Here is a 26,094-nt window from a genome sequence, read left to right as displayed (position 1 = left end):
GGCGCAGCCACAACCATCAAGGCTATATGGATCTGTATTTACAATAAATCGATTCGATCCCGCCAATAACCATTTTGGAGCGAAACGGCTCAGGCACGATTTTAACGCCTTGCCTCGACGAAGGGAAAAACCGGTCCTCGTACTGACAGCAACGATAATTGCACAGGTCATGGACAATGGATGACGTTGACTTTCTTCAGAAAATTATCGTGTGAAAAAGGTCAAAACAAAATGGTCCGGCCGAACCTCAGCTTGTCCAGGGAGAGGTCACCGCGTGCTGGGTTGCCTTTTCGCAGCCTTTCATTTATGAATTTTGGTCTGAGGTTTCGGCAATTGAGGATACGCCTGATGCCAACAACCTGGTTCCGATGCCTACCGGAAACAACAGGCGAGAATGACCGGCAAAAAGCAAACGGCTTTATTTTTCACAACGGAGAAACATGAAAGAGAATCTGACCCCTGACGCGGCTACCCATACCGTTTACCTGTGCCAGCTGGGCCCCATTGTCTCCTGCGGCGCTTGCTGCGGGCTCTATAATGTCGCCGATCCCGATCCCCGCGCGTTGGAAGCCATGCTGCGGCGTAGGACCCGTTGGTTCGCCGACGCTCCGCGCACCGTGGCCGGGATCGACGCATTCAAAGCACGGGTCGAAAGCATTGAGCCTCAAACCCGGCCCCTTCCGGATTTTCACCATTGTCCTTACCTGGGAATGATCGAGGACACGGGCCGGCGGGTAGGCTGCCTGCTGCATCCGCTGGCCACCGGCAATCACGGTCTGGACTGGCGGGGGTTGAGTTACTACGGCGGAATGGCCTGCCGCACCTACTTTTGCCCGAGCGTCCGACACCTGCCTGCTCGATGGCTGACCGTCGTCCGCCAGAGTATGGACCACTGGTATCTTCACGGACTCATCGTTACCGAACGAAAGCTCCTAACCGCCTTCTTCGAGGAATTGGAAAACCGGATCGGCAGGCCTGTCAACGAATCTGACTTTTCAGAGGGTAACGTCACATCACTGCTTTTCAGCACGTTTGCCGCCCTTAAGCTGAACTGGCCGTTTCGGCGAAACGGTTCGCCAGGCGTATGCAACTATTTTTTCGAAGATGGGCAGTATCTTCGGTCTGCGGTGGGAAGGATAGTAGACGGAATCCCCATATCCCCTTTTGAAACCATCTTTCAAGAACTGGATTCAAGCTTCTCATCGACCGGGGACGTTGACGAAGCTGAAGAACGCCTGGAAACCATCTTCAAACCACTCACGCGGGTATTGAAAAACGGATAGACAGCACAGACCGCAAGATAAGGGCTTGAAAAATATCGACAATCATTATTTCTCCCGATCTAATGGGGCTAATGAAATCTTTTCCCGGTTCGCTCACATCTTCAAACGATCAAATCTGGAAATAAGCAAAACCGACGATACCGAAACAGGGTGACCGGGTCAACTCTCTGAAATCGGCTATAGGGAGCTGTATTTCAGAAGTTGAGCGGATATGGGTTCGGGTTCAGATGGAAACCCCCAGTTTTTCCCGAATAACCTCCTCAAGGGTCGGCTTGCTGTTGTCCCTGTATTCATAGCGCACCCGAACGACCGGTTTGTTGACCGAAACCACTGCTGTCAGATCAATCGGAGTGGCTGACAGCACCAGATCGCATAGGCAATCGTTGATGGTCGCTTCCAGGTCCTTGATTTGACCGGGGCTGTAGCCCATAGCGGGAAGCAGCGTGCCGATATGGGGATAGGTTTGGAAGGTTTCCGCCAGGGTTCCCTTGAGATAGGGACGCGGGTCGGCCAGCGAAGCTGCACCAAACCGGCGGGCAGCGATGACACCCGCACCGTAGGTCATTTCACCATGGGTCAACGTGGGGCCGTCCTCCACCACCAAAACCCGTTTCCCTCTTATCAGATCCGGATCGTCCACCAAAACGGCCGAGTCGGCAAGGATGATGATCGCCTCCGGATTATTTTTTTTAATGGTTTTTCTGACCTGTTCCACCTTCTCGGGTTCGGCGCTGTCCACTTTATTGATCACGGCGACATCGGCCATGAGCATGTTGGTCTCACCGGGGTGGTAACGGGTTTCATGTCCGGCACGGTGGGGATCGAACACCACAATATTGAGGTCAGGTTTGAAAAACGGGGTGTCGTTGTTGCCCCCGTCCCAGACAATCACGTCGGCCTCTTTTTCCGCCGCTTCCAGGATCAATCCATAGTCAACACCGGCATAGACAACAGCCCCCATGTCAATGACCGGTTCGTATTCCTCCCGTTCCTCGATGGTGCAACGCTGACTGACTAAATCGTCGCGGGAAGCGAATCGCTGAACAATCTGCTGGGTAAGATCACCATAGGGCATGGGATGGCGTACGGAAACCACCCGTTTTCCCATAGCTTGTAATACCTGAATGACTTTCCGGCTGGTTTGCGATTTTCCACAGCCGGTACGCACTGCGCAGACCGATATCACCTTTCTGCTGGATGCCAGCATGGTGTAGGGGGCGCCGATAATGATGAAATCGGCACCGGCAGCAGTTGTCTGAGAGGCTTTATGCATCACTTCATCGTGGGGGACGTCGCTGTACGAAAAGGCCACCAGGTCCACCCGATGCTGTTTGATCAGTTCCACCAGACGGCTGTCCGGATAAATGGGAATGCCTTCGGGGTAGCGCTTGCCGGAGAGTTGAGCCGGATACACGCGGCCGTCGATATCGGGAATCTGGGTCGCCGTGAAACCGACTACATCGTATCGGTCGTTATCCCGAAAGTAGACATTGAAATTATGAAAATCCCTTCCCGCGGCCCCCATGATGATAACATTTTCCACCACAATATACCTCCTCTCAAGGTTAACGGGTTCAAACCCTGTCGATCCGGCAGCAGCAAGAAAATAGTCGCGGACACCCACCGCTTTAGAAAATGGACCATCAACAGGTGGGCATCGGCAAGAGCATTGGAGTCTCAGTTGTGGACTAATCCACTACTGTTTGCGGCCGGCGAAACGATTAAACGCTTAATTTCGAGGTCGGGCGCGGAAAAAAAAGGCGCCGGTCGTATCCGGCGCCGATTATATCAATTGGATGGTAAAAAGAAAGGCTCAAGGTGAAAGGATTATCGTGGTTATGCCGTGGCCAAGTCGTATCCGGCCTCCAGGGAGCCCATCAGTTCCTCGACAGAAACGATCCTGTCCACGCGAAAGGCATTGGCACCGGCAAAAGCGAACCCGTTTTTCAGCTTGCCCCGCCTGGCCGACGCCAGTGCCATGCCGATGCAATAGGGGCTCTTTTCCGGATCACAGGTCTTGATGCAGTGATACGGGCAGCGAAAGGGGCGCCTGACACCATCGGCTACGTCCAGCAGGAACTGGTTCCGCAGCGCCCTGCCGGGAAGACCGACCGGGCTCTTGATCACCATCAGGTCTTCTTCCCGGGCGTCTACATAGGACTGCTTGAAGGCCATATCCGCATCACACTCGTGGGTGGCGACAAATCGGGTGCCCATCTGGACGCCACTGGCCCCCAGTTCCAGAAACCGTCGGATATCACCGCCATCATACACACCGCCGGCGGCAATCACGGGGATTCTGACGCCGTGTTCAGCCTCGACCTTCTTCATTTCGGCAACGACGTCTGCAATCAGATTTTCAAGGGCAAACTGGGGATCGTCCAACTGATCGGCCTTGAAACCCAGGTGGCCTCCGGCTTTGGGGCCTTCCACCACGAAGGCATCCGGCATGTACCCGTAACGCTGGTACCATCGTTTGCAAATCAGGGCTGCGGCTCGGCCCGAAGAAACGATGGGCACCAGCCTTGTCTGGTCACCTTTTTTCAGGAATCCGGGCAGGTCCAACGGTAGACCGGCGCCGGCAAAAATAATGTCGATTTTCTCGGCAATGGCGGTTTTTACCAATTCGGCAAAATGGGTCAGGGCCACCATGATGTTAACGCCAATGATCCCTCGAGTCTTCTCCCTGGCTTTGCGGATCTCCCGGGAAAGAGCCCGGCAGTTGGCCTCGATGCCGTTGGTGGATATATCCTTTTCGGTAATACCAGCCATGGCGCCGGCAATCACGCCGATCCCCCCGGCATTGGCCACGGCGGAAGCCAGACCGGACATGGAAATTCCCACACCCATGCCCCCCTGGATAATGGGAAGCCGACTGATCAGATGACCGATTTTTAGCTCAGGCATTTTCATGGAGAACACCGTCTCACAACTTAAAGTTGGTTCGTAAAACGCGAATCGTTTAAAAACGGTGTATCCATATCCGGGACCCGGGCGGGCCACAAGCAAGAAAGGCGAGATGACAAAAGTTTTACATGTATTTGTCCCGTAAAGCGGTCAACCGGGTAAGATAGCGTTCCCGGTAGGTCAGTCCTTTTTGGTTGGAAATATCATAGAAGAGGTAGTCGATATAGGGGCGGACATTGATGCCGTATTGGTTGAACTTCTCGTCGTTGGCCCGGTCGATGATCAAAATGGCGTAATAGCTCACCAGCATACGAACCTTGGATTCCCGCCGCAGCAGGTAGCTTCGCCCACCCAGGGTATTCAGAAAATAACCTGCATAATCGTACAGCCGCTCTATAGACAGGGGCTGCGTGTCCCCGGGCAGGGGCTGACCGCATTCGGCAATCTGGGCATAGAGCACCGCCATGGCCGGCTCCAGTACACGATCTTCAGTGGCCAGGATGTCCTTGGCCAGCATCAGTCGGTCTTTTCCCAGCACCCGGTAAAAGTGGGTCACGTTTTTCACCAGACGAAACATATCCTTCATTTCGGCAATATTCGCCGGCGGATTGGCCATAAGCAGCCCCGCACTTTCCCGGAAGAAGCCGGCACTGCCCCCGTCGAGGTCCCGATTCGACAGGTAGGCTTGGCTGTCCAGATAGTTGAAAAAGGCGTTCATCTGCGCCTCCACCTTTACACAATCGACAGGCAGGCTGTCGGAATCCCGGTCAGGAGCCGGTGTGCCGAAGACCGTGGGAAAATCTTCGTCGCCCGGCCGCATCTGGCGCTCGGTTTCCAGCTGAGCCCGCATCTCTTTCAGGTCGGCCTCCATTTTTTGGATCACTTCCAGGCATTCCTGCTGAGCCTGCTGGCGGCCAAAGGCCATCTGGTTCTGGTGCCATCGGTTAACCATAAAATAGGCCCCCAGGCCGATGATAATCAGGGCAAAGACAATGGCTACGGTCGCGACGGTCCTGTTCATGGAATTCACATCAATCTCCTTATCTGCAGATCATCAGTCCGAGGTGGCCTTACGATTCTGGACAGAGCCTGGATGTCGGCGTCCGATGACCGTCCATCCAGGACGTTCACCACTGCATCAAAAGCCTTATCCGCTTCGCGAAAACGGTTCATGAATCGCTCTGGATCAACCCGGTTCAGGTCGGTTGCTTGGGTAATTTCCACCAGGTGCCGGCCGCCAATGGCATGCTTGCCCACATGGGTGATCAGCTGACTCGATACCCGTAGCGCGTGATGGCGATAGGGATCGCCTGAAACCGTATCGGAAATATGGCGGCACAGAAACTCATAACAGACCGGTGGGCGTCCCGCAACCAGAGAACAGCCCGTTGCGGTCAACCAGCCATGGGAATCGTTGAACACCGACCGATCCGAAAAACAGCTGGCCACCAGACCCAGAAAAGCGCTTTCCCGGGTTTCCACACAAAAATGAACTCGGCAGCAGACGTGTCGGCAGACCGAACAAAATGGCCGGCACCATTGTTCCGTGCGTTGCCGGACGCGTTGCTCGAACTGACCGTATCGGTCTACCAGCCGGTTAATATCCGACTTCATGGAACTGATCAAATCCCCGCATGAAATGGGAAAGAGGGGGTCACGACCAAACTTGCCCACCGCAGGAGCACTCGTTGTCAGGCATCTTTTTTGTATTCCACATCGGCCTGCTTTTCAACACCTATGTGCCCCTGTCCGTAAATACGGCGACGCACCGAGATTGCCAAGGCGCCCGGATCGCCAGGCGGGAGAAGCGACAATAGCAGCGCTATTGGGTCGCCGAGTAACACGGCGGGTCGGGTTGCTCGGCGATCGAATGCCATCGTATTTATGAATAGGGGTACTTTGGTTCAAGATGAATCAAACACGCATCCATCCGACAGAGAATAAAGACCAAGCCAGCAGAATGGCGAAGACCGTCTGAAGCAGCCGCATACCTCGCCGCCGAAGCCTCCAGGGAGGCAGGGAAAAGGCGACAACAAAGCCGTTGGCCGCATACAGGGGACTTAGCACATCGAGACTTCCGGGATGCCAGGCAACCACCAGGGCAGCCAGGTAAAGGTATCCCATCCATGCCACGCTCACCGCCTTGAGCCGCCGCGGCCCGCGCACCAGGGTGTGGGCCATCGCCGGAAGCACCAACAGCAGGGCAAAGGGACCGAAGCCCATGCTTCCGCTGCCTGAAAAAATAAGGGAAAACGAACCCTCCAACCCGGCATGGCCGAACACAGGCACCACCACGCTGTTGTATGCCCCCATCACCAGACGACGCAGGTCCAGTCCCACCACCCACACCAGCATCCGCTGCACCGGTTCGGTGGGATCGCAGCTGATGAAAAGGTAGCGGATCAAATTGGCGACGGCACCGAGGATACCGTCATTATCGAAGGCGATGGGTACGCCGAAAAGCGGGTAATCATGGGTCAGGTTCAATGCAAAACCAGGGACCTGGGCCAATATCAGGGCCGGTAGCAGGGCCAGCAACGTTATAAGTGGTTTTGCCGCCATCAATTCCCTCAACATAATCCATCCGTGCCGGCGGATCATGACTACCATCAGCAGGAGTATCATCACCGGGACCAGGGCGATGCTCAAGGGGTTTGCATAAATGGAAAACAGGATGCAAAGGAAGAAAAATCTGAGGTCCCCGGCCTGGTGCTGCTCCAAGAGGCGGTAGAGCAGAACCATGGAAAAGGCAATGATCGCCGTGGAGACCAGTTCTTCCGAGGGCCGCACCCCCAGGAAAACCAATCGAGGTATGCTCAGAACCATCATGGTGACGGTCAACGCCATGGGCGGCCACGTATACCGCCGGGCAAGGGCATAGGTGGAAAACCCGACGGCCATGTGGGCCAGCAGACCGAAGCCGCAGGCGTTGGGTCCCAGGCCAAAACGTGCTGTGTGGTAAAACAGGGCCGTGGCATTAAGCGGGAGAATCGGATCCGTGCCCGCCATTGGAAATAACCCACCCGTTGCCGAACCGGCAATCAGTCCGTTCCATGGATGGGTGGTCGGCAGGAAATCCGTTGACGACCATCCCCCCACCACCAAACCTGCCATTACGATCCACGCAGCCGCAATGGTCAATCCTGAGAAGGTTTCCTGATTCAACAGATGGGATGCCGATGCCAGCTTTCGTAACAGGCGTGGCAACCGGTGGATCCCAAAAAAAAGAATAGTCGCCAGGGCAACCGCTTCCAGGATGAAACCGGGCAGTGCTGATCCAACGAAAAGAGAGATCTGATGGATCAGGGAAAGGCCCATGAACACCGACACGACCGCACCGGCCCCGGCTTCGGCAAAGGTATATCCCATGGACAGAAACCATGAGACTCCCACTAGAAAAAAAATCGCCGTCTCGGCAGTTAAACCCAATGCCACCCAGGCCATCATCGCAACCCGCCCGCGTTGAGGCCTGGCACCGCCTGTCCACGGATTTTCACGCTTTTTCCGCGCTTTCCGCCGCCGCTTGCTGGGCCTTCAGGTGGTCGACGATTTCGACCATGAAGTCCCGCATGTTGCGGGCCAGTCGTTCACATTCCGGGCAGTATACTTTTCGAAACATCTTGCCGTGGGCATCGTTCTGGTGCCAGTACCATTCTATGTACGGCGATCCTTTGCAGAACTTTTTTCCCGTATACTGGGCAATCGGGCACCCTACGCAGATAAGCACATAAAAAATGCGGCAGGGGGGGCAATCTAGGACGCCGCCGTCCGTGCCCTTGCCGGCGATGATCCGGTCCCACTTGCGGACAGAAGATTCCATGATGCTGATTTTATTCATACAATCACCCATGCTGAGGTTGATATGCGATTAACTCGGCATTTTTTTCCTTTTGCCTGAAGGTTGCCAGCGGCATATACCCGGACAAAGCCACCCAACCCCTATTTTCAATAACGACCCTAAACAGGCCGGTTTTTATACCCGACAGGATCAGTTGGAAAGCTGACCGTCCAGTTCTTTCCAGAACCGCCGGTGGGTATGGACGCATCGATTCACGACGGTATTCAGTCGGGCCGGATCGGCACTTGCCGCCATGGCATCCACATCGGTCGACGTCCGTCCGGTGAGTTCATCGATCATGGCCAGGGCCGAATCGGCCAGCGCGTCGGCATGGTACCCCCCTTCCAGGCAGAACACCACCCGACCGGCGCAGTTCTGTCGGGCAATATCAAGGATCAATCGGGTCAGACCGGCAAATCCCGCCGGAGTGACCTTCATTCCTCCCAGCGGGTCGGCAGCGTGGATATCGAACCCGGCGGAAACCAGGATCAATTCCGGTTTGAACGCACGCGCCACAGGTGCAAGGAGCCGTTGGTAAATGGCCACAAATTCACCGTCTCCGCAGCCGCGTTTCAACGGAACATTCATGGTGGTCCCCTCTCCCGGTCCCTGCCCGGTTTCGGTAAAGTGGCCGGTGCCGGGATAGTGGGGAAATTGGTGAGAAGAGAAGAAAAAAACCGACGGGTCCCGTTCGAATATGTGTTGGGTGCCATTGCCGTGGTGAAGGTCCCAGTCCACCACCATCACCCGCGCCAGCTCCATGGCCGTGCGCGCCGCCATGCTGCCAATGGCCACATTGTTGAAAATGCAATAGCCCATGGCCCGGCTCCGTTCGGCATGGTGACCGGGTGGACGGGCCAGTACTATCGCATGAGACAGGGATCCGGCAACCACTCGCCGGATGGCCTCGATGGTACCGCCGGCAGCAAGGGCCGCCACTGTGAAAGAACGGCCACAGGTCAGGGTATCGGCGCTGAGAGCCGACGCTGCGCGGTTCGCGGTCGCCTTGACCTGGTTCAGGTAGGACGGGCTGTGTACCAGAAGAATCTCTTCGTCGGTAGCCTCCGGCGGGACAATGGTGGTGAACCGGCAGTTCACCAACGGGTCTTGCAGGAGCCGATAAAGGGGTTGAAGCCGACGGGGGTGATCCGGGTGACCTTCATCGGTTACATGCTCCAGGTAGACTGGGTCCCAAACCACGCCGGTAGCCGTCATCGACGATGTCCTCCGGTCTTGATGGGTTCCACCGGCTCAGGCACGGTCAACACGCAGCAGGGAGAGCGGCGCAGCAGCGTCTCGGTCGTAGAGCCGGATATCCAGCGGCTCACCCTGCCGGAACAGCGCACACCGACCACGATGATATCCGACGCCTGCTCATCGGCGATCTGCAGCACCATCTCTTGGGGAACACCGGGAGCGATCGTTACGGAAAGCTGATCGGCATGGGGAAACATCCGCCGCCCTTGTTCGTTCAACTGACGGTTCAAGCGATCCTGAAGCGCCTGCTGAACCTGGCCATAAGATGCCGCATCCGAATCCGTCATCACTTTTTCCATGGGTCCTTCCATGGCATGGACCATGTGGATTCGTGAAGCGGTATCGGTTTGAAGCAGGGGCAGCAGTGGGGCGGTCCGCTGCCAATGCCCGTGACTGTCGCAGCTGACCACCGCCGAACGAAAACCGTTGAACCGGTCGGGGGCTTCACCATCGCCCGGTTTGACCACCAGCATGGGACGCTTCAGTGCACGCGTCAGGCGTTCCACCACCGTGCCGATGAAAAAACGCCGAAAGCCGGATACCCCGTGACTGGCGGAAACCACGAGACTCGGTGGAAGGCTGTCGACGAAGGCGGCAGTCTGCTCAACCGGTTCCCCGAAGCGCACCATGGGTTCCCAGTCCACATCGGCATCGGTCATCAATGCCTGAATTCGCTGCCTAGCATCGTCGGTCAGATGGGCTAGGTCTCCTCCCCGCTCGAATACTGCTGTCGGGTGTGCTCCGTCCTGGGGATTGTGCACCGCATGAAACAGGTACAAACGCACACCGGCCCGTCGGGCCAGGACCTTTCCGTAACCGACCACCAATGGGCTGAAGGATGAAAAATCGACTGCACAGACGATGGCTTGGATGGTCAGCGGCATGATGGGATCCCTTTTTTGCGCAGCATGGACAGGATGTCTGTGGGATGGGATAGAAACCTTCCCGGTCTGCATTTTTCACATTGAATTGTAGGAAAAAGCCGGCGTCCATGTCAATCTGAATATCAAAGGTCCAAAGAACATGGCCAGAGGGTGTTCATTCAAATCCTGGCCAGATTTTTCAGCCGCGTGAGCACGTCCCAGGAAAAGCTCTCGCTCCGGCAGGGGAAGATGGCGTTGTTGGTGAAGATGGGATCCGACTCCAGATCGTAGCGCGAAGCCGCCACGGCTGCCTTCCACATGGGGGTGTGGGGGATGGGGGTGTAGTGGGCGATTATTGGCGTGACGCCGGTCGCCTTCACCACAGCGATGGATGCCTCGACCCCCGAAACGTCCTGGCCGGGAAGGCCGGCCAGCAGGTAAGCACCCACCTGGCCGGAATTGAAGCCGGCAGCCTTGAGATACCCCACCGTTCGAAGAAATTCTGCTTCGGTCACTTTTCGATCCATCGTCTGCCGCCCTTCGAATGCCGTGGTTTCCAGACCGAGTCGGACGGTGTAAAACCCGGCCCGAAACATCAGCCGGGCCAAGGGGCGGGTAATCTCGCGGATATGCAAGGCGTTGGGGGTATGGAACCGCACGTCGATGCCCGTGGCGACAAGCCCCTCCAGCAGGGGAATGATGTGATGGTCGGCATCGACCAGCAGGGCGTCATCGTAAAAGGCGAAATCGCGGACACCGTGACGCTGATGCCAGTGGACGATTTCGTCTACGACCGAGTCGGGGCGGCGGCGCATCATCCGGGGTTGAAGCCGGTGGGAGGCGCAATAAGCGCACTGAAACGGGCACCCACGCGAGGTCAGCACCGGCACATGCAACAGATGGTGTTCAAGGTCCAGGGCCGGGTGGGGAAGCGTATCCAGGTCCTGCGGGTCGAACCGGGGCACGGGCGACCAACCGGTAAGTTCGGCCACGAGCGGCAAGATGGCGCTTTCACCCGGGCCGCTCACCACGCGATCCGCGCCGCAGGTGCTGCGCGCATGGTCGGCGCATAAGGTGGCATAAACACCGCCCAGGACCACCGGCACATCCGGGAAAACCGATTTGACCACGCCTATCGTTTCACGAACGCCCGGATACCAATAGGTCATCAGGGAGGTAACCATCACCAAATCCGGTGGATCGAGGGCGGCCAGGTCTTTTCGAAACCAGTCCTCGGGGATGCCGTAGCGGCAGAAAGTACGCGGGATGTCAGCCAGCCCCGGTGGTTTGGCGATGACCGTTTTCAGGTAGGGGCCGCGCCCGCAGCGCGCCGATGGTGACGGCCCGGCTGGGGAGAAGGGATGAAACCGATCCAGGCAGTCCAGGAAGGAAATCCGGGCTCCGTGTTCCCGCAGGATGCCCCCCAGGGTCAGCAGACCCAGGGGTTTAGCCCAGAAATCATAGGCGGCAAAATCGTGGATCCAGGGATTGACCAGAAGAATGTGGGGGAACTTAGATCGCATCCGTAAAATACGTCATGGAAATCTTTTTCAGTTCCCGGCGGCTGAAGAGCAGCTCGTATGTGAACACACCTGCTTTTTCGGACATTTTGCGGGCCGTATGCCGGCAGTCTTCCTCACTCTTGCCATGGATCATGGTGTACAGATTGTAAGGCCAGCCGTCGGCCGGGTCGCGCCGGTAGCAGTGGGAAACGGCGCGAAACGAGGCCATGATTTTTCCCACCGCCTCGATTCGATCTTCCTCCACCTGCCAGGCAGTCATGGCATTAGCCTGGAACCCGGATTTCTGATGACGCAACGTGGCGCCGAAACGGCGGATCACCCCTCGGTCGGTAAGGTCTTGAAGGGTCTGGATAAAGGTATTTTCGGGAATGCCGATCGCTTCGGCCAGAATCTGATAGGGGCGCGATACGATGGGAATATCACCTTGGATAGCGGCGATGACTTTCTTTTCAAGGTCGGTAAGCATGGGCATTTTTATGGAGAGTTGTCGCTGGGTTGTCAAGGACATAGTGAGTCGGTCCGATGATATCAGAACTCGGGAAACAATTCATGAATTTCTGCTTTGCTGGCGCCGCAGATACCCCTTTCGGTAATAAAGCCGCTCACCAGCCGGGCCGGAGTGACATCGAAGGCGAAGTCCGCCGCCGGACTGGATTCGGGGGGCACCAGCACCCGGGTGATCCGCCCGTCGGCCAGTCCCTGAATGTAGCGCACTTCGTCCGGGCTGCGCTCCTCGATGGGAATCTCCGCCACCCCATCGGACAGGGTCCAGTCGAAAGTGGACGACGGCAGGGCCACGTAGAAAGGGATGTTGTTGTCCCTGGCTGCCAGCGCCTTGAGGTAGGTGCCGATCTTGTTGGCCACGTCGCCGGTGTGGGTGGAGCGGTCCGTGCCCACGATCACCATATCCACCCGGCCGTGCTGCATGAGGTGGCCGCCGGCATTGTCGGTAATTATCGTGTGGGGCACCCCGTGTTTGCCCAGTTCCCAGGCGGTCAGCCGTGAACCCTGGTTCAGCGGCCGGGTTTCATCCACCCACACGTGAAGATCAACTCCCCGGTTAAAGGCTTCGTAGATGGGAGCAGTGGCCGTGCCGTATTCGATGCAGGCCAGCCAGCCGGCATTGCAGTGCGTCAGAATGTTGACCGTTTCGCCTTTTTTCTTTCGGCTGATAGCCTCGATGAGACCGGCCCCGTGAACACCGATGCGGCGGCAGTTCTCCGCCTCCTCCTCGGCAATGGCGGACGCCTCGGTGCGGGCGGCGCCGATGCGATCCGCCGGTGAGCCTGCGCATAGCACCTTTTCAAGCACCCGATCCACCCCCCAGGCCAGGTTCACGGCCGTGGGCCGGGCCGCCTTGAGCCTTGTGCACGCTCGTCTGATGAATGCCGCCTGATCGGGTTCGTCCTCTCCGTTAAGCGCCGCAATCATCACCCCGTAGGCGCCGGTGACGCCGATCAGGGGTGCGCCCCGAACGAACATCTCCCGGATGGCGTGGATCATCTGATCCACGGTGGTCAAATCGGCCACGACAAACTGGTGGGGCAGTTGGCGCTGGTCGATCACCTTCACGGTGATCCGGTCCGGGTCCAGCCATATGGGCCGGATCTGTTGTCCGTCAACGATCATCGGGTTATCCTCTTCAGATTCTTTTCAAGATCGAAAATATGATGTGATTGCCAGAGGCAAGTGATTACCATAAATCGCCTCCTTTGGAAAGAAAGGTAGCCAATCGTCATATCGAAGAATACTTTCGGCAATGGTCACATTGCGTCCCGGCATTTTTATCTTGACATCAAGATAAATTATCTTACCTTTGCTCTATGGAAACCCTATCGGCAAAAAAGCAGCCGGTGTCCCGACGGCTGGAGAGCCAGGAAAACTAGTGCATCAGCTGAAAGGAATCGGCCTTCATGCAGAACAACCGGCCAAGGGCGACTGACTTTCTTTAAACTATTATTTCGATATCATAGCGAATATAGAGGTGCCTCTCATGAATACACCCAATGAAAACCCTGCCATCAGCGGCATTCACCATATCACGGCCGTGGCCGCATCAGCCGCGGACAATTACCGTTTCTACACCCGCGTGCTGGGACTGCGACTGGTCAAGAAAACCGTCAACTTCGACGATCCGTTCACCTATCATCTCTATTACGGGAACGAAACGGGCCGCCCCGGCACCATTCTCACCTTCTTTCCGTGGGAGCAGTTTCCCCAGGGAAGACCGGGGACAGGCATGGTATCTGCCATCGCCTTTGCCGTACCCCGCTTTTCAATCGACTATTGGAACCGTCGCCTGAATGAATACGGCATCGCCGTTGACACCGAAAGTCGATTCGGAGAACCGGTCATCCGGTTTAACGACCCCCACGGCCTCCCCCTCGAACTCATCGGGACGCCACCCAGTGCCGACCTGAATTCGGATGGGGCGGTTTTGCCGACGGCCATCATGGGATTTCATTCAGCAACCCTGCTGTTGGACCGGATCGATGCCACGGAAAAAATCATCGTGGAAGGCATGGGGATGACACCCGTTCTGCGGGAGGGCAGCCGGTACCGGTTCGCCATGCAGGATGACAACGCTCCCGGCCACCTGCTGGATGTGCGCGTTGACCCGTCTGCCGGCAGGGGACGGCCCGGCGGCGGCACGGTCCACCACATCGCCTTCCGTACCCGGGATAACCGTGAACAGCAGTCATGGCGCCAACGGATTCGGCAGCACGGCTTGTCCGTCACCGACGTTCGTGATCGCAAGTATTTCCAATCCATTTATTTTCACGAGCCGGGCGGTGTACTCTTCGAAATCGCCACCGACCCCCCGGGCTTTGCCGTGGATGAAGATCCCCGCCATTTAGGGACGACCCTGAAACTTCCCCACCAATACGAAGCACTGCGCGGGCAGATCGAGGAGCAATTGCCCCCATTGGAACTGACCGATTTTCGGCATGTCTACTTGCCCCCCGAACCCGGAGAAAACCATGGAGATTCCATCGTTGCCCTCCACGGTACCGGCGGCAACGAACACGACCTGATTCCCGTCGTTCGACAGATCAGCCCCTCGGCACCGGTCATCAGCCTCCGGGGTAATGTGCTGGAAAACGGCATGCCCCGGTTCTTCAAAAGACTGGCCGAAGGGGTGTTCGACGAAAACGATGTTCGTTACCATGCCCATCATCTCAGTGATTTTCTGGCTGAAGCGGCGCGTTGCTATGGCCCCATGGACAACCATCGCATTGCCCTGGGATATTCCAACGGTGCCAATATGGCCGCAGCTATCATGCTGCTGAGACCCGACGTTTTCTCCGGTGCCATTCTCTTTCGCCCCATGATGCCCCTGAAAATGACCCCCGGGCCGGATTTAGCATGCAAATCGATACTGATCACCACCGGGCGATTCGACCGGGTGATTCCTTCAGCGGAGACACAAAGGTTGGTCCACACGTTGAAAAAGGCGGGGGCATCGGTAGAGGTGGTCGATATGGATGCCGGCCATGAACTGACGGCGGGAGATATCGAGGCGGCACGATCATGGTTGGGCAGAGGCCCTGGAAGGCGATGCGCCACGACGCCATCCCGAATAAAAAATGCCGCCTGATCCCGGTTTGGCATCTCCTGCCGGATCAGTTTCGCAATGCGTGCAATAATAACCAACTGGCAGGGCAATTCAGCATTACCGATCCGCAAAAACCGCAGCCAGCGGGTGCTCGACGATACCAAGGAGAACCCTTATGAATACTACCGCCATCGAAAAAATGTCACCGAAAACCGTTCACCAATGGGTTAAAGCGGAAAAGCCCTTAATCTTGATAGACACCCTCTCCCATGACCATTTCAAGGCAATCCACCTGCCGGGGGCGAAATCTGCCTGCGTCTTTGAAGTCACCTTCCTGGATCAGATCGCTGCCATCACGACGGACAAACACACCCGCATCGTCCTTTACGGTGCCAATGAGCGGACCATGGATGCGGCTGTCGCCGCTGAAAAGCTGCAGCGGGCAGGATTTGACAACCTTTTTATTCTTGACGGCGGCATCAACGGCTGGCGGGCAGCGGGATATCCGGCTGAAGGGGAATCGGTCGACATGCCTCCCCCGCCGGAGAACCTGCTGGCATTGAAGGACGGAACCTATAGGGTCGATATTGATCAGAGCGTCATTGAATGGGCCGGCCACAATCCCAATACCAAGCATGACGGTACGGTTCGCATTGCCAAAGGAGAAATCGGGGTAAAAGACGGAAAGCCCTTCGGAACGTTTGTGATTGATATGAATGCCCTCGAAAACAAAAGCCTGGCAGGAGATGAACTGCAGCCGGTACTGCTGTCCCACCTCAAATCGGATGACTTCTTTTTTACCCGACTGTTTCCCACGGCAACGTTCACGATCAAATCGGGCCTGCCCAGAAAAGATCCCTATCTCAGTGCGCCCAACCTGGATGTGCAAGGTGAACTTACCCTGAAAGATGTCAAGGCGGAATTGTCATTCCCTGCCACGGTCTACCAGGCCCACGATGGTACGATCACGGCCAAAGGCCGCTTTGATCTGGATCGGACACGCTGGAACATCATCTATGGCTCCACCCGTTTTTTCGAGCATCTGGGCATGCACCTGGTGTTCGATATGATCCATTTCGAGGTTAAGATCGTGGCACTGAGAAACGCCTGAGCAGGGGCATAAGCCTCCATTCCTTCATGGGCATCCGTGCAGGCGATGTCTGAAACAGGGCCCTCGACGCCTGGCCGCATTCCCTTCTAATCGACCGGCAATAGCGTACAACATCATTGCCGCGGCAATACGGGTAAACAACCTCTCACTTGGGCGTGGCCATCAAGGCCATCGTCGTGTCCAGCATCCGGTTGGCAAATCCCCACTCGTTGTCACACCAAACCAGGATTTTAGCCAGGTCGCCGCCGCTCACACGGGTTTGGGTACCGTCGACAATACTCGAATGGGGATCATGATTAAAGTCAACCGAGGCCAGAGGAAGGTCGCAAAAATCCATGATGCCGTCAAACCGGTTCTGCGCGGATTCCTTCAACACCTGATTGATCTCAACCTTTGACATCTTCCTTTTCAGGCGTACATTCAAATCCATAGCCGTAACGTTCTGGGTGGGTACGCGCATCGCCGTGGCTTGGAAACAACCTTCCAGTCGGGGGAGAATTCTTTCTATCCCCCTGGCCAACTGCGTTTCGACCGGAACCATGGAGGAACCGGCCGCACGGCACAAGCGCAGATCCTGATTGCAGGTGTCGATCACCGGCTGGTCATTCATCGACGAATGAATGGTGGAAATGTTGCCACAGACAATACCGAAGGCCTGGTCCAGGGCCACAATAACGGGGATAATGCAGTTGGATGTGCACGACGCATTGGACAGGATCGTCTCCTTGCCGGTCAATTCGTGGTGATTCACGCCGAAGACAACGGTCGCATCAACCCGGGAATCGGCCGGATTTGAAATCAGCACCTTCCCGGCACCGGCATCCAGGTGGATCTGGGCCCCGGCCCGGCTTTTAATCCGGCCGGTGCATTCGAAAACCACATCAACCGCCAATTCGGCCCAGATCCGCCGCGGCAGTTCTTCCTGCCGAAGCAGTTGAATCGGGTAGGTCCCCACGTGCAGTCGGTTTTCTTTCAGTTCGACCGGAATCGGAAAACGACCGTGAGTGGAATCGAACCGGGTCAGATGCGCTATCGCCTCGGGTTGAGCCAGATCATTGATGGCGACAATCTCAATGGGCCAGCGGCGGTACTCGTATAAGGCCCGCAGGATGCTGCGGCCAATGCGGCCAAACCCATTGATTGCACAACGAACCGGTCGATCAGATATAGACATGAGCACTCATTCCAATACAGGTAAAATAAGGGGTGGACAAAAACGGGAATTCACGCCACGCTATTCCGACGGACATCAACGGCGACGGTTTTGTATAGGACAAAAAAACAACGTATGCAAACACCGGGTTGGAATGGTTGACATCAGGAAACCTTTGGGGAATCCGGGGCTGAGAAAAAAAATGGCGGGGAAGACTCCCCGCCATTGAATCCTTCATTGATAATGCTTGACCGTTTAACCGTGGACTTCTTCCTTGACACCCACGGCCATCTTGTAAAGGACGGTCAACACCAGGGCACCCATGGCATATACACCGAGGGTAATACCGATTTCCGGCATGGTCGGGACGTATTCGTTGACCTCATGCAGCGGGTTGGGCACAAAACCACCGGAAATCATGCCCAGCCCCTTGTCGATCCAGGTGCCCATAATGATCACGATGCAGGCGATCATCAGGGAGGTTTCGTTCTTGCGTGTGGCCGGGGTGACGGTGAGCACGATGCCCGTGGCCATGAGGATCATGGAGGCCCACATCCAGGGCACCAGCGCACCGTGGCCATGCAGGCCCACGAACAGGTATTTGAGATGGGTGGTGTGGCCGGGAATTTGGCTGTAAAAGGCCACGAAGACTTCGCACAGGAAGAAAAAAACGTTGATGCAGATTGCGTAGGCCACAGTCTTGGCCAGGGCCTGGATCTGCTGCTTGCCCGGATCGAAATGGGTGAAGCGCCGGATGAACAGGCAGAGCAAAATCAGCAGGGCCGGTCCGGCGGCAAATGCCGATGCCAGGAAACGCGGCGCCAGAACGGCAGTAAGCCAGAAGTGGCGTCCGGGAAGACCGCAGTACAGGTAGGCGGTAACCGTGTGAATGCTCACCGCCCAAGGGATGGAGATGTAGATCAACGGTTTGAGCCAGCCCTGGTAGTGGACGCCGTTGCGCTCGGCCTCCAGCACATTCCACCCGATAACCAGGTTCAGGAACAGGTAGCCGTTGAGTACGATGGCATCGTAGAACAGCACGCTGTTAGGTGTCGGGTACAAAAGGACGTTAAGCGCCCGCATGGGCTGCCCCAGGTCGACCATAATGAATAGCAGGCACATGACGATGGAAGCGATGGCCAGGAATTCCCCCAGAATGGTGATTTTGCCATAGGCTTTATAGTCATGCAGATAGTAGGGCAGCACCACCATCACCCCTCCGGCGGCTACGCCGACCAAGTAGGTGAAGTTGGCAATGTAAAATCCCCAGGAGACGTCACGGCTCATGCCGGTGATACCGAGACCGAACTTGAGCTGCATCAGGTAAAGCCCGAAGCCGGCGCCGATAACACCCAGCAGGACAACCACCCATCCCCAGTACCATTTATTTCCTTTTACGGCTAATTCAAGCATGCTCACCTCACACGATGTAGTAGACGGACGGCTCTGTTCCCAGGGTCTGCTTCCGCCTGATGGTGTAGTTTTCCTTCAACAGTTCCCGGACCTCCGAATGCTCATCATATAGATCGCCGAATGCCAAGGCGCCGTTGGAGGCCTCCACACAGGCGGGCATTTTGCCTACGGCCAGACGCTCTGCGCAGAAGTTGCATTTTTCAACCACACCCTTCATGCGGGTGGGGAAGTCCTTGCTGTTTTCTTTGATGAAGGGACGCGGATCCCTGAAATTGAAGCTCCGTGCACCGAAGGGACAGGCGGCCATGCAGAAGCGGCAGCCGATGCAGCGGTGAAAATCCATCATGACGATGCCGTTTTCGTTTTTAAAGGTCGCCTGGGTGGGACAGGCCCGCACGCATGGTGGATTCTCGCAGTGGTTGCACAGCAGCAGAAAAGGCCTGTGCTCCACCTCTTCATTGAGGAATTGATTGGTTTTATCGGTAAAGGCGTTATGGTAATGCGCTTCCCAGATCCACTTGATCTCGTGGTTTTTGTTCTCGATGGCCGTGGGGATGTTATGAATTTTGTTGCAGGCATCGATGATGGGCTCCAGGTCTTCGGCTGTTTGAAGCTTTCGGGTATCAATCACCATGGCCCATTGTTTGGCCGTCAGGGCATCTTCTCCCTGGGCCACATGGTAGCCGGGCCCCTCACCACCTCCGGCAGCGAAGGCATTGAGTACGGGTTTTGCCCCAAGACCCAGCGCGGAAACGCCAGCTATCTGAAGAAAGCGTCTTCTGCTGTTTTTCATACCTTATTCTCCTTTTGGATTATCGATGTGGCAATCCCAGCAATAGGGCCTCACGGATGCATAGTTGTGGCACCGGTCACAGAACTTCTCCTTGTTGGAATGGCAGTCCAGACAGGTATTGGAGAGGCTCATGGTGTATAACTTTCCGTCGGGACTCACAAACATGCGCTCCGAGCCTCGCACCACATTGTGCCGCCACACGTCCAGCAGCTGCATATGCTCCGCTTTCATGAATGCGGTGGGCATGACGCAGGTTTTGGCGGCCTTGGCCTTGGCGGTCAACTCCAGCTCCGGTGCGGGGGCGGCTTTTCCCAGGTTGAACCAAAAGGGAAACGTGATGATGGCGATAAAAATAACCAGTCCCGCGAGAATTTTTTTCTTGTCCTTCATCGGCTACTCCTCCATTCCCGGCAGCGGCTCGCCGCGCAAGTCGGTTTCTCTGTCCTTTTCACCGGGCAGGATCAGGGCATTGGCCACCAGTTCGTGAAGTCCGGTGACATCGACCTCCGGTACCCAGTATTGCATGGATGCGGGCAGTGCCGCGCGGTCAATGGCGCAGACACAGGCCAGCATGTTCACCCCGTATGCTTCGTGGACATGCTTGACCGCGTTGGCCCGCGGAAAACCGCCGGCCATTCTCAGTTCCATGTTCTCACCGGCATTCAGGCCGGCGCCGCTGCCACAGCAGAAGGTCTGCTCCCGAATGGTATTGGCAGGCATCTCAAAAAAGTGGTTGGCTACGTTCTGGATCACGTACCGCGGTTCGTCCAGCAGCCCCATGCCCCGTGCAGGATTGCAGGAATCATGGAAGGTAATGACCTTGTTGTCGTTGCGGCTGGGGTCCAGATCCAGCTTGCCATGTTTGATCAGGTCGGCGGTGAACTCGGCGATGTGGACCATTTTGGTGGACTTGGCATTTTCGAATTTGGTGCCGGTGATGGGGTTGACCGGCTCTTCCAGAAAATCCGCCGGGCCGTTCATGGTATCCATATACTGGTGAATCACCCGCCACATGTGCCCGCACTCGCCGCCCAGAATCCACTTGACGCCCAGGCGTTTGGCTTCGGCGTACATCTTGGAGTTAAGCCGCTTCATGGTTTCGTGGGAAGTGAAGAAGCCGAAGTTGCCGCCTTCGGAAGCGTAGGTGCTCCAGGTGATCTTCAGGCCGTATTTTTCCTTGAGGTAGTGGAACAGGATCATATAGCCCATGCAGGTATAGGTGCCCGGATCGGCGAACACGTCACCCGACGGGGTGATGAAGAGGATGTCGGCATCTTTTTCCATGTAGGCGGGTTCGACCCGGACGCCGGTGATCTCCTCGATGTCGTCGACGAAGAAATCGAGCATATCCTTGAAGGCGTGCGGCTGAATTCCCAGGTGGTTGCCGGTCATGTAGCAATTGGATACCGGGGTGGCGATCCAATCGATGTTCAGGCCCAGCAGGTTCAGCAATTCACGGCCCATAATGGTGATTTCGGCGGTGTCGATGCCGTAGGGGCAGAAAACCGAGCAGCGGCGGCATTCGGTGCACTGGAACATGTAGTACCACCATTCCTTGAGCACATCCAGGCTCATGGGTCGGGCACCGCCCAACCGGCCGAGGATTTTTCCGGCGGTGGTGAAGTCGTTGCGGTAAACGCTGCGCAGCAGTTCGGCCCGCAGCACCGGCATGTTTTTGGGATCGCCGGTGCCGATGAAGAAATGGCACTTGTCGGCACAGGCGCCGCAGCGGACACAGATATCCATGAACACCTTGAATGACCGGAATTTCTCCAGCCGTTCGCGAAACCCCTCGTGAATAATCTGCTGCCAGTTGTCCGGCAGCTTCCAGTCGTCTTCCAGTGGGTTCCAGGCCCGTGCATTGGGAAGACTCAGGGTTTCGACGCTTTTGGGATTGGATGCATAGCAGTACATCCCCTTGCGGATATCCACGGGCGTGTCCATCCAACCGGCGCCGGACGGACGATGATCTATCTTAGTCAATAGCTCATCGGGTGTGATCAACTCATCTGCCATTATCTGCTCCTTTTCTGCTTACGCCTGTTCTTCGGGCATTTTAACGACCGGCAGGCCGGCTTCGACCATCTTTTCTCTGAAATCGTCTTCGTACTCTTCATAGGTGTGCACCTTGACCGGATGGTTCCAGGGGTTCACATGCCTGACCTGCCGGGTGTTGCCGGTCATATTCCGGGTGGGGCTGAGAAATATCCCGCCTAGATGCATCAGCTTGCTGAACGGAAAGTAGGCCAGAAGGATGCTGACCAGAAAAATGTGAGCGAAGAACAGGCTGCTGACACCCTCGGGAATCGTGGGCCGGAAAGTGACCAGGCCCATGGTCAGTTCTTTGATGGAAACGATGTCCACTTTGGTGAAATAACGCATGAAGATCCCGGAAAGGGCGATCCCCATGATCAAAAACAGGGGAAAGAAATCATTGGCCAGAGAGATATAACGTACCTGGGGAATGAATACCCGTCGCAGGAAAAGATAAAACGCAGCGGCCAGGAGGACCAGTCCGGACATATAGACACCGGGAAGACCCGCCTGAACGGCATCGTAAAGCACTTCGATGCGCATGAAGCCGTCCACCTGCTCGATCAAGGTGACGAAAAACGGGACCGGTTCGGTGAAAAACCGAAGGTGCCGCACAACCACGGCAAAGAAGGCGTAGTGAAAGGCTAGGGCGCCGACCCAGAGAAAAAGCTCCAATTGGTGGGTCATCTTGGTGCCGCCGGCAAGTTTCATGCGTGTGTTGCGAAACAGGGACCGGAAACAGACGATTTCCAGGAACATCCTCACGATGACGCCAAAGGTGGACGAGGGGTTGTCGATCTTGGCCTGTTTGAACCATGGCAAGGATGGCTGCTGGCCGCAGGTGGTGGTAATCCGGAATGGGACTGCCGACCGGGACCAGCTCATCACGCGGCGGGAAAACCCGACAACGAACAGGACCACCGCCAGATAGGGCAAAATGATGCCGAAAACCATTTGCAGACCCGCCCCCTGCTGCGTACCCACATAGGCGATCAGGAACAGCACGATAACCGCTATGAGGCTAACCATGTAATTTTTGTTCATCGAACCGCACCTCACTCCTTGGCGTCGGTCAGGTCGGAATCCGCCGCAACCGCCCTGCCGTAGCCGCACCGATGCCAGAGGCAACATCGGAGGCTCCCGGTAAAAAAGGGCACGGCTGATCCAGAGCCACTGCCGGATGCCTGAATCGAAAGGTTATAGGGAAAGTTTCAGAAACCGGGCCCGTCTGCCTCGGCTTCAACAATCAATCCTGCTCGCTTCAACGAACCGAAAAACTGTTTTCTGGATTCGGTCGCCTTAAGTTCAAATATTTTTTCACGGCAAGCCACGTAAATGTCGAAAGCCGCCATGGCCATTTCATCGATCTGCCGGTCAATGTCATTCATATCCCCCCCTGCGCCACGGCCGCCACCCGGCAGATGATGCCGGATAATCTGCTTCAGGGAAAAGACAAAGCTTGTTGCCATAGAGGGCGTAAAGCTTTGAACGGCACGGATTCTTAGAATTGGATCGAGGGCTGCCGTCATCACGTCGCGCCCGGCGCCGGTGATCAGAGCATCCACCAGGGCATCGAGGCTTTGGTGGGTGGTCTGCCCCACCGGATTGGCAAAGGGATCTTTCTGGTTCTTGAGAAATTGGGCCGTATCGGGCGGGTAGGAGTCAACCGTCGCCTGAAACCAGCCTTTGAGGATCTCCTGCTTTTTGGCTGCTAGTGATTGTGCTGAACTCATCTACGGTTCACCCTGAAGGCCCCGCGAACCGCGCACGGGTGCCGCAATATCAACCTCAACTTGTCGGTTCGGAGGGTTGCAGTGGAAATACTGGGCAACGGTTATAAATCAACCGAATTCAAGGTCGAACCTATAGTCAACTTGCCCTTTTCTGTCAAGGACAAATAAGGCGCCGCGCCACTGGGACACGGGGGTCAACCGTACAATTTTTTCCACGGGGAACGTCGGTTCTCACGGGCGTTGGACAGAGTCAGATACAATGTCCCCACCACCAGCTCGGCACAGTGGAAATGATCCTTGGGCAGACTCTCGAGGAATCCTGCCACCTGTTCCGGGGTAACCTCCCAGGCGGTGTCCACCGGCTTGCCTTCCACCAGTTCAACCACGGTATTGCAGCAGGCGTTGGTATGGAGACAGCCCTTGATGTCGTAAGACAGGGAAACGATGCGGTCCCCGTCGAGATTCATAAAAAACTCCACCGTATCACCGCAGTCACCGGTCTTTTTTCCATATCCGTCCGGTTTATCCAGCCGTTCCCGGCGATCCGTGCGAAAAGCCATCTCCAGAAAGTTAAGCGAGTGGTCCTGCCAGAAGTCCGATGTTTCCTTTTCCGCGTTCACGAGTTCAGATCTCCTAAATTTGAATCCTGTCGGTTCATGACCGATGAGGGTGACGGATCATAAAAGCCGTCGTCAACTTTGTCAATACGGGTTGTGATAGCCAACTTAACCATTTACGATGTTTACCTATTAATGTTATAGGCCTGAAATATTCCAGCGGGAAAAGCCACCTGTTTCCCTCCGTCAGCCATCCGGAAAACTCAGGATGAAGGATGTCCGTTTATGAAAATAGCCGCCATTATCGCCAATACCGCCCAGCTGGGCATTATTCTGGCCATCTTTTTCATCCGGGGGCTGGACTTGGGCGCCCTGGTCATTTTCCTGCTCTTTCTGCTGATGTCTGTACCTTTTATCAACATTCTGGCCCATTTTTTTCCGAACCGGCCGATGCCGAGATCGGTTTCGGACAACATCGCAGACAACGGGTTGGTCAAACGGATGGCCATGCGGGTCCGCTACCCTGAATCCCATTGTCCGGTCATGAAAACCGCCGGCACTGCATTCACGGTAGTCGATATTTCCGAAGGCGGTGTGCGCGTCCGCGCCAGCTTGTCCACCCCATTTAAAAAGAAGATCAACGGAGAAATTCATCTGATCAGCGGCGGCCGGATCCGGTTCAAAGCCATCGTGATGCGAAGAGAGGAAGGCGAAGTGATCTTCCAGTTTGTAGATCCCATCGGCACGGCACTGCTTGTGGAAGAGGAAAAGGCGATGACCGCCAGCGACGAAAGCTAATGGCCGCGGGGAGAAAGAATTCCTTGCCCCCGGTCGACTTCAGTGGTATCCGTCAAAATTCTGCGGCATGCAAACCAACACCCTTAAAGAAACCCTTCGAACCGATACGGTACAGGACAGCCAGCCATGAATGAAAAACATAACACCTGCGGAATCGATCGTCCCATGAAGATCCTGGTCTTCCAGGAAGGCGGCCGGGGTGAAAGCAAGGTCAAGGGGATCGAGCGGTACGGCCGGAATCAATTCGACATCACCCTGATCACCATCGACCAGCCCCTGCCACCGGTGGTGGATGACGCCTCCGAATACCTGCCGGACTCCATCTCGGCAGACCTGGTGCTGGATTTTCTCAAACACCCCGACCTGTCCCACGACCTGGCCCTGATGTGCCAGCGGATGGGCATCCCCGTGGTAGCCTCCGGTAAAAAAACCACGGTGGGCGGTACCCATACGCCACCGGTCTGCTGTGCCCTGGCTCGGCACCGGGAGCTTGAGCCTTACAGCCGGTGCTTTGGTGCGCCGGAATTCGATGTCACGGTAAAGAATGGGAAGATCGGTGAAGTCACCGTACGCCGCGGAGCCCCCTGCGGAGCCACTTGGGAGGCGGCCCGCCGCATGAGGGGACACCGCGTTGAAGAGGCGCCGGTGCGCATGGGGTTGGATACCCAGTTTTTCTGCACGGCCGATCCGTCCAACTGGGACCCCATCTGGGGCAAGAGCCCGGTCCACCTGGCTGCCGATCTGCATCGCGCCGCATTGGTTGCAGCGCTGAAGAAAACGCAAAACGACGCTGACGGTTAAAATCGCCGGGGCATACCGAAAGAAAAGACACCCCCCTGGGGATAATCGTCCCCTTCGACTACCCCGGTCAGAACTGGTAACCGTTTGTCACTTGATGTCTTTCGATCGGACAAGCCCAATCCTGATCGGAGGCAGCGCGGGGAGGCTGAACGACCAGGCATTCTCGGCATGCAAAATGGATGGGTACAAGGGCCGCGCAGGTCACCGGAAAGGCCAATGACGATCAGGCCGATCGCAATTCGCTTCTCCGGTCCAGACCGGATCGGCGATCATCGCCGGACCGGCGTTCGGGAAGGTGGCCATTGTAGGAATATAGGCGCCGATCATCGCCAAAACGCCGTCCGCCATTGTCGATGAGATTAATTTTTTTCGGTGCGATTGCATGAGCTGCGTACATTAAGTTTCCTGTCTATTCCTGCCGGTGCCGGCAAACGCCATACAGGCCGGTTTCGTTTCGATTGTCGCTGCCATTAT

Annotated in this window: 25 protein-coding genes; 5 read left to right on the top strand and 20 right to left on the bottom strand. The window is 56.3% G+C overall.

Annotation, left to right across the window (positions count from 1 at the left end; all coding sequences use genetic code 11):
• Positions 1 to 440: 440 nt before the first annotated feature.
• On the top strand, positions 441 to 1,283 hold the full coding sequence (locus ACHZBS_RS20825; RefSeq protein WP_319408446.1) for a hypothetical protein: 843 nt from the start codon (positions 441 to 443) through the stop codon (positions 1,281 to 1,283).
• Between the two features lie 223 nt (positions 1,284 to 1,506).
• Here ACHZBS_RS20825 and ACHZBS_RS20820 read toward each other — a convergent pair whose 3' ends face one another.
• The 11 genes from ACHZBS_RS20820 to mtnA all read right to left on the bottom strand — a co-directional run bounded on the left by ACHZBS_RS20820 (position 1,507) and on the right by mtnA (position 13,300).
• Entirely contained in the window at positions 1,507 to 2,826 is a 1,320-nt protein-coding gene (locus ACHZBS_RS20820) for a cyclic 2,3-diphosphoglycerate synthase (RefSeq protein WP_319408445.1), read from the bottom strand.
• 293 nt (positions 2,827 to 3,119) lie between these two features.
• Positions 3,120 to 4,196, bottom strand: coding sequence for a nitronate monooxygenase (locus ACHZBS_RS20815; RefSeq protein ID WP_319408444.1), 1,077 nt, complete (start codon positions 4,194 to 4,196; stop codon positions 3,120 to 3,122).
• A gap of 118 nt (positions 4,197 to 4,314) precedes the next feature.
• Positions 4,315 to 5,211: a hypothetical protein gene (locus tag ACHZBS_RS20810; protein WP_319408443.1), complete on the bottom strand. Its 897-nt coding sequence runs from the start codon at positions 5,209 to 5,211 to the stop codon at positions 4,315 to 4,317.
• 5 nt (positions 5,212 to 5,216) lie between these two features.
• The gene (locus ACHZBS_RS20805; RefSeq protein WP_319408442.1) at positions 5,217 to 5,804 is read right to left on the bottom strand and encodes a hypothetical protein; all 588 of its coding nucleotides are present in this window, start codon (positions 5,802 to 5,804) and stop codon (positions 5,217 to 5,219) included.
• 300 nt (positions 5,805 to 6,104) lie between these two features.
• Positions 6,105 to 7,637, bottom strand: a complete 1,533-nt coding sequence (locus ACHZBS_RS20800) for a hypothetical protein (RefSeq protein WP_319408441.1) — start codon at positions 7,635 to 7,637, stop codon at positions 6,105 to 6,107.
• 46 nt (positions 7,638 to 7,683) lie between these two features.
• On the bottom strand, positions 7,684 to 8,028 hold the full coding sequence (locus ACHZBS_RS20795) for a hypothetical protein (protein ID WP_319408440.1): 345 nt from the start codon (positions 8,026 to 8,028) through the stop codon (positions 7,684 to 7,686).
• A 150-nt stretch (positions 8,029 to 8,178) separates the two neighbouring features.
• Entirely contained in the window at positions 8,179 to 9,243 is a 1,065-nt protein-coding gene (locus ACHZBS_RS20790; RefSeq protein WP_319408439.1) for a histone deacetylase, read from the bottom strand.
• Positions 9,240 to 10,169: a universal stress protein gene (locus ACHZBS_RS20785; RefSeq protein ID WP_319408438.1), complete on the bottom strand. Its 930-nt coding sequence runs from the start codon at positions 10,167 to 10,169 to the stop codon at positions 9,240 to 9,242. The genes ACHZBS_RS20790 and ACHZBS_RS20785 overlap by 4 nt, the downstream gene beginning before the upstream one ends.
• Positions 10,170 to 10,327: 158 nt before the next feature.
• The gene (locus tag ACHZBS_RS20780; protein WP_319408437.1) at positions 10,328 to 11,671 is read right to left on the bottom strand and encodes a B12-binding domain-containing radical SAM protein; all 1,344 of its coding nucleotides are present in this window, start codon (positions 11,669 to 11,671) and stop codon (positions 10,328 to 10,330) included.
• On the bottom strand, positions 11,661 to 12,179 hold the full coding sequence (locus ACHZBS_RS20775; protein ID WP_319408436.1) for an Lrp/AsnC family transcriptional regulator: 519 nt from the start codon (positions 12,177 to 12,179) through the stop codon (positions 11,661 to 11,663). Before ACHZBS_RS20775 ends, ACHZBS_RS20780 begins: the two co-directional genes overlap by 11 nt.
• A gap of 20 nt (positions 12,180 to 12,199) precedes the next feature.
• Complete coding sequence (gene mtnA, locus ACHZBS_RS20770) at positions 12,200 to 13,300, bottom strand: S-methyl-5-thioribose-1-phosphate isomerase (protein ID WP_319408435.1); 1,101 nt, start codon at positions 13,298 to 13,300, stop codon at positions 12,200 to 12,202.
• 364 nt (positions 13,301 to 13,664) lie between these two features.
• On the opposite strand from mtnA, the gene ACHZBS_RS20765 reads away from it, so the two are divergent.
• The gene (locus tag ACHZBS_RS20765) at positions 13,665 to 15,269 is read left to right on the top strand and encodes a VOC family protein (RefSeq protein WP_319408434.1); all 1,605 of its coding nucleotides are present in this window, start codon (positions 13,665 to 13,667) and stop codon (positions 15,267 to 15,269) included.
• Between the two features lie 133 nt (positions 15,270 to 15,402).
• The gene (locus ACHZBS_RS20760; RefSeq protein WP_319408433.1) at positions 15,403 to 16,338 is read left to right on the top strand and encodes a YceI family protein; all 936 of its coding nucleotides are present in this window, start codon (positions 15,403 to 15,405) and stop codon (positions 16,336 to 16,338) included.
• 145 nt (positions 16,339 to 16,483) lie between these two features.
• On the opposite strand, the gene ACHZBS_RS20755 is transcribed toward ACHZBS_RS20760, so the two are convergent.
• The 8 genes from ACHZBS_RS20755 to ACHZBS_RS20720 form a co-directional block, all read right to left on the bottom strand.
• Positions 16,484 to 17,512 (bottom strand): glyceraldehyde 3-phosphate dehydrogenase NAD-binding domain-containing protein, encoded by a 1,029-nt coding sequence (locus tag ACHZBS_RS20755; protein WP_319408432.1) that lies wholly within the window; start codon positions 17,510 to 17,512, stop codon positions 16,484 to 16,486.
• A 234-nt stretch (positions 17,513 to 17,746) separates the two neighbouring features.
• The gene (gene dsrP, locus ACHZBS_RS20750; protein WP_319408431.1) at positions 17,747 to 18,904 is read right to left on the bottom strand and encodes a sulfate reduction electron transfer complex DsrMKJOP subunit DsrP; all 1,158 of its coding nucleotides are present in this window, start codon (positions 18,902 to 18,904) and stop codon (positions 17,747 to 17,749) included.
• A 7-nt stretch (positions 18,905 to 18,911) separates the two neighbouring features.
• Positions 18,912 to 19,697 carry a sulfate reduction electron transfer complex DsrMKJOP subunit DsrO gene (dsrO, locus tag ACHZBS_RS20745; RefSeq protein WP_319408430.1) on the bottom strand — a complete coding sequence of 262 codons (786 nt, stop codon included), beginning with the start codon at positions 19,695 to 19,697 and terminating at the stop codon, positions 18,912 to 18,914.
• A 3-nt stretch (positions 19,698 to 19,700) separates the two neighbouring features.
• A complete protein-coding gene (dsrJ, locus tag ACHZBS_RS20740) occupies positions 19,701 to 20,087 on the bottom strand; it encodes a sulfate reduction electron transfer complex DsrMKJOP subunit DsrJ (RefSeq protein ID WP_319408429.1) in 387 nt (128 codons plus the stop codon).
• 3 nt (positions 20,088 to 20,090) lie between these two features.
• The gene (gene dsrK / locus ACHZBS_RS20735; protein ID WP_319408428.1) at positions 20,091 to 21,713 is read right to left on the bottom strand and encodes a sulfate reduction electron transfer complex DsrMKJOP subunit DsrK; all 1,623 of its coding nucleotides are present in this window, start codon (positions 21,711 to 21,713) and stop codon (positions 20,091 to 20,093) included.
• A gap of 18 nt (positions 21,714 to 21,731) precedes the next feature.
• A complete protein-coding gene (gene dsrM / locus ACHZBS_RS20730) occupies positions 21,732 to 22,775 on the bottom strand; it encodes a sulfate reduction electron transfer complex DsrMKJOP subunit DsrM (RefSeq protein WP_319408427.1) in 1,044 nt (347 codons plus the stop codon).
• A 167-nt stretch (positions 22,776 to 22,942) separates the two neighbouring features.
• Positions 22,943 to 23,464 (bottom strand): RsbRD N-terminal domain-containing protein, encoded by a 522-nt coding sequence (locus tag ACHZBS_RS20725; RefSeq protein ID WP_319408426.1) that lies wholly within the window; start codon positions 23,462 to 23,464, stop codon positions 22,943 to 22,945.
• A 194-nt stretch (positions 23,465 to 23,658) separates the two neighbouring features.
• Complete coding sequence (locus ACHZBS_RS20720) at positions 23,659 to 24,084, bottom strand: iron-sulfur cluster assembly scaffold protein (RefSeq protein ID WP_319408425.1); 426 nt, start codon at positions 24,082 to 24,084, stop codon at positions 23,659 to 23,661.
• Positions 24,085 to 24,306: 222 nt separating this feature from the next.
• Between ACHZBS_RS20720 and ACHZBS_RS20715 the strand changes: the two genes are divergently transcribed.
• Together ACHZBS_RS20715 and dfsP are read left to right on the top strand one after the other, a co-directional pair.
• Entirely contained in the window at positions 24,307 to 24,819 is a 513-nt protein-coding gene (locus tag ACHZBS_RS20715; protein WP_319408424.1) for a PilZ domain-containing protein, read from the top strand.
• A gap of 126 nt (positions 24,820 to 24,945) precedes the next feature.
• Positions 24,946 to 25,620, top strand: coding sequence for a DUF166 family (seleno)protein DfsP (dfsP, locus tag ACHZBS_RS20710; RefSeq protein ID WP_319408423.1), 675 nt, complete (start codon positions 24,946 to 24,948; stop codon positions 25,618 to 25,620).
• 223 nt (positions 25,621 to 25,843) lie between these two features.
• Here dfsP and ACHZBS_RS20705 read toward each other — a convergent pair whose 3' ends face one another.
• Positions 25,844 to 26,017 (bottom strand): hypothetical protein, encoded by a 174-nt coding sequence (locus tag ACHZBS_RS20705; protein WP_319408422.1) that lies wholly within the window; start codon positions 26,015 to 26,017, stop codon positions 25,844 to 25,846.
• Between the last annotated feature and the right edge of the window lie 77 nt (positions 26,018 to 26,094).

Source organism: uncultured Desulfosarcina sp., assembly GCF_963664155.2.
Classification (GTDB): Bacteria; Desulfobacterota; Desulfobacteria; order Desulfobacterales; family Desulfosarcinaceae; genus Desulfosarcina.
This window is presented reverse-complemented; position numbering and strand designations above follow the sequence as displayed.